Origin of the sequence: Faecalibacterium longum (assembly GCF_040094125.1) — a bacterium.
Classification (GTDB): Bacteria; Bacillota; Clostridia; order Oscillospirales; family Ruminococcaceae; genus Faecalibacterium; species Faecalibacterium longum.
Genome location: NZ_JBBNIH010000046.1, coordinates 1 through 2,686, shown reverse-complemented (window position 1 = coordinate 2,686; position 2,686 = coordinate 1). Strand labels below are relative to the sequence as shown.

At 59.8% G+C, this 2,686-nt stretch carries 2 protein-coding genes; both read left to right on the top strand.

Annotation, left to right across the window (positions count from 1 at the left end; genetic code table 11):
• Window positions 1–128: 128 nt before the first annotated feature.
• The gene (gene leuB / locus AAAU26_RS00730) at window positions 129–1,202 is read left to right on the top strand and encodes a 3-isopropylmalate dehydrogenase (RefSeq protein ID WP_227618822.1); all 1,074 of its coding nucleotides are present in this window, start codon (window positions 129–131) and stop codon (window positions 1,200–1,202) included.
• Window positions 1,203–1,436: 234 nt separating this feature from the next.
• A complete protein-coding gene (gene ilvA / locus AAAU26_RS00725; protein ID WP_149794418.1) occupies window positions 1,437–2,642 on the top strand; it encodes a threonine ammonia-lyase in 1,206 nt (401 codons plus the stop codon).
• Window positions 2,643–2,686: the final 44 nt, after the last annotated feature.

Below are 2,686 nucleotides of genomic sequence, written 5' to 3'. Positions count from 1 at the left end.
CAGCCCCTTTCTCGTGGGTCCAGCGCGTCGAAATCGCTGGTGGTTTTCTGGTTCTCTTTTGCCAGCAAAAGAGAACATAGCCTGACGAAAGATGCTGTTGTCCAATAAAAGAAAGGATGCCCATAAGAATGGAAAAAAACATTGCTGTCATCTGGGGCGACTGCTCCAGCCCCGAGATCGTGAAGCAGACCCTCCGCGTTCTCGATAAGGTGGCCGAAAAGTACGGCCACACCTTCCACTACACCGACGCCGCAATGGGCGGCGAGGCCATCGACAAGTACGGCGACCCGCTGCCCCAGCATGAGCTGGACAAGTGCCTCGCGGCCGACAGCGTCCTTCTGGGCGCAGTGGGCGGCCCAAAGTGGGAGGGTCTGCCCGGTGAGCAGCGCCCTGAAAAGGGTCTGCTCCGTCTCCGCGCCGGCATGGGCCTCTACTCCAACAACCGCCCGGCCAAGATCTGGCCCCAGCTGGCCCCGGCCAGCCCCCTCAAGCCCGAGATCGTGGCAAAGGGCATCGACTTCATCATCGTGCGTGAGCTCATCGGCGGCGTCTACTTCGGTAAGCACGAGACTTACACGCTGGAGAACGGCGAGAAGCAGGCTGTGGATTCCATGCCCTACTCGGAGCATGAAATCGAGCGCATTGGCCGCATCGGCTTCGAGACGGCCATGAAGCGCCGCAAGAAGCTCTGCTGCGTGGATAAGGCCAACGTGCTGGATACCAGCCGCCTCTGGCGTGCGGTCATGCACCGCCTGCAGGCTGAGTACCCCGAGGTGGAGTACAGCGAGATGTTCGTGGACAACTGTGCCATGCAGGTCGTCAAGGACCCCAGCCAGTTCGACGTCATCGTCACCGAGAACATGTTCGGCGACATCATCTCCGATGAGGCCTCCATGATCACCGGCTCCATCGGCATGATCCCCTCGTCCAGTCTGGGCGACGGCACCCGGGGCCTGTACGAGCCCATCCATGGCTCTGCTCCCGACATCGCGGGCAAGGACATCGTCAACCCTACTGCCTGCATCCTCTCCGCCGCTATGATGCTGCGCTACTCCTTCGGTATGGCTGAGGAGGCTGACGCCATTGAGAACGCGGTGAATAAGGTTCTGGACAAGGGCCTGCGCACCGCCGACAACATGAGCGAGGGCTGCACCTGCCTCGGCTGCACCGCCATGGGTGACGCTATCCTCGCGGAGATTTGAGTTTACCGGAAAGTAATAGGATAAAGTGGTAATACCCCGCCGCTGTTCGCTGTTTGGTGAATGGCGGCGGCTTTTCTATAATACAATGTCAGCAAATTCCGCTTTCTGCCTTAAAGTGTGAAATAGATTCATTTGACAAATCAATTTATGTAAACTATACTAAATCCTGTCTTTAACAATAAAAATAGCCCGTGTGCCGGGATGGATAAACAGAGATAGGATGGGAAAAACGATATGCTGACACTGGATAAGATCTACCACGCCGCCTTTGTCCTCAAGGACGTAGCCCGCAAGACCGACCTCATCGAGGCACCCCGGCTCTCCAAGGACTGCCAGCTCTACCTCAAGACCGAGAACCTGCAGGTGACCGGCAGCTTCAAGGTGCGCGGCGCTTATTATAAGATCAGCCAGCTCTCCAAGGAAGAGAGCGACAAGGGCGTCATCGCCTGCTCGGCGGGCAACCACGCACAGGGCGTGGCGCTGGCCGCTACCCGCCGCGGCATCAAGAGCATCGTCTGTATGCCGGACGGTGCGCCCATCATGAAGGTTGAGAACACCAAGAACCTCGGTGCGGAGGTCTGCCTCGTACCCGGCACCTACGACGACGCCCACGACAAGGCCGTGGAGCTGCAGGAAGAAACGGGCATGACCTTCATCCACCCCTACGACGACGAGCAGGTCATTGCCGGTCAGGGTACTATCGGCCTCGAAATTCTCGACCAGCTGCCCGATGTGGACGCTGTCATCGTGCCTGTGGGCGGCGGCGGACTCATCTCCGGCGTGGCCTTCGCCATCAAGAGCCTGAAGCCCGACGTCAAGGTCTACGGCGTGCAGGCCGAGGGCGCACCCAGCATGTATCGCTCCCTCCATGAGCACAAATACCAGACCCTCTCTGCCGTCTCCACCTTCGCAGACGGCATTCAGGTCAAGACCCCCGGCGAGCTGACCTATAAGCTTTGTGAAGAGTATGTGGACGACATCGTCACTGTCACCGAGGACGAGACCGCAGCGGCCATCCTCTCCCTGATGGAGAACCAGAAGCTGGTGGCCGAGGGTGCAGGCGCAGTGCCTGTGGCGGCGGCGCTCTTCCACAAGCTGCCCATTGAGGGCAAGAAGGTCGTCTGCCTCGTCTCCGGCGGCAACATCGACGTGAACATCCTCAACCGCGTCATCACCCGCGGCCTCGTCATGAGCGGCCGCAAGGCCAACCTGACCATCGCGCTGGAAGACAAGCCCGGCCAGCTGCAGCAGGTGGCCGACATCGTCTCCCGCTGCGGCAGCAATGTGGTGTCCGTCCTCCACGACGGCTCCGACCCCAATATGCCCATCTCCAGCTGCTTCCTCAAGCTAACTCTCGAGACCCGCGACAACGCCCAGATCGAGCAGATCCGGCAGGAGCTCACCAAGGCAGGCTTCCAGCTGGTGGCCGAGCGCGTATAACTTTATCGGTAAATGCAGAAGCGCCGCCCGAACGGGCGGCGTTT

What these genes read in the sequence shown, in the direction of transcription:
- ilvA (WP_149794418.1), top strand. Translation starts at nt 1,437, where the DNA reads ATGCTGACACTGGATAAGATCTACCACGCCGCCTTTGTCCTCAAGGAC.
- leuB (WP_227618822.1), top strand. Translation starts at nt 129, where the DNA reads ATGGAAAAAAACATTGCTGTCATCTGGGGCGACTGCTCCAGCCCCGAG.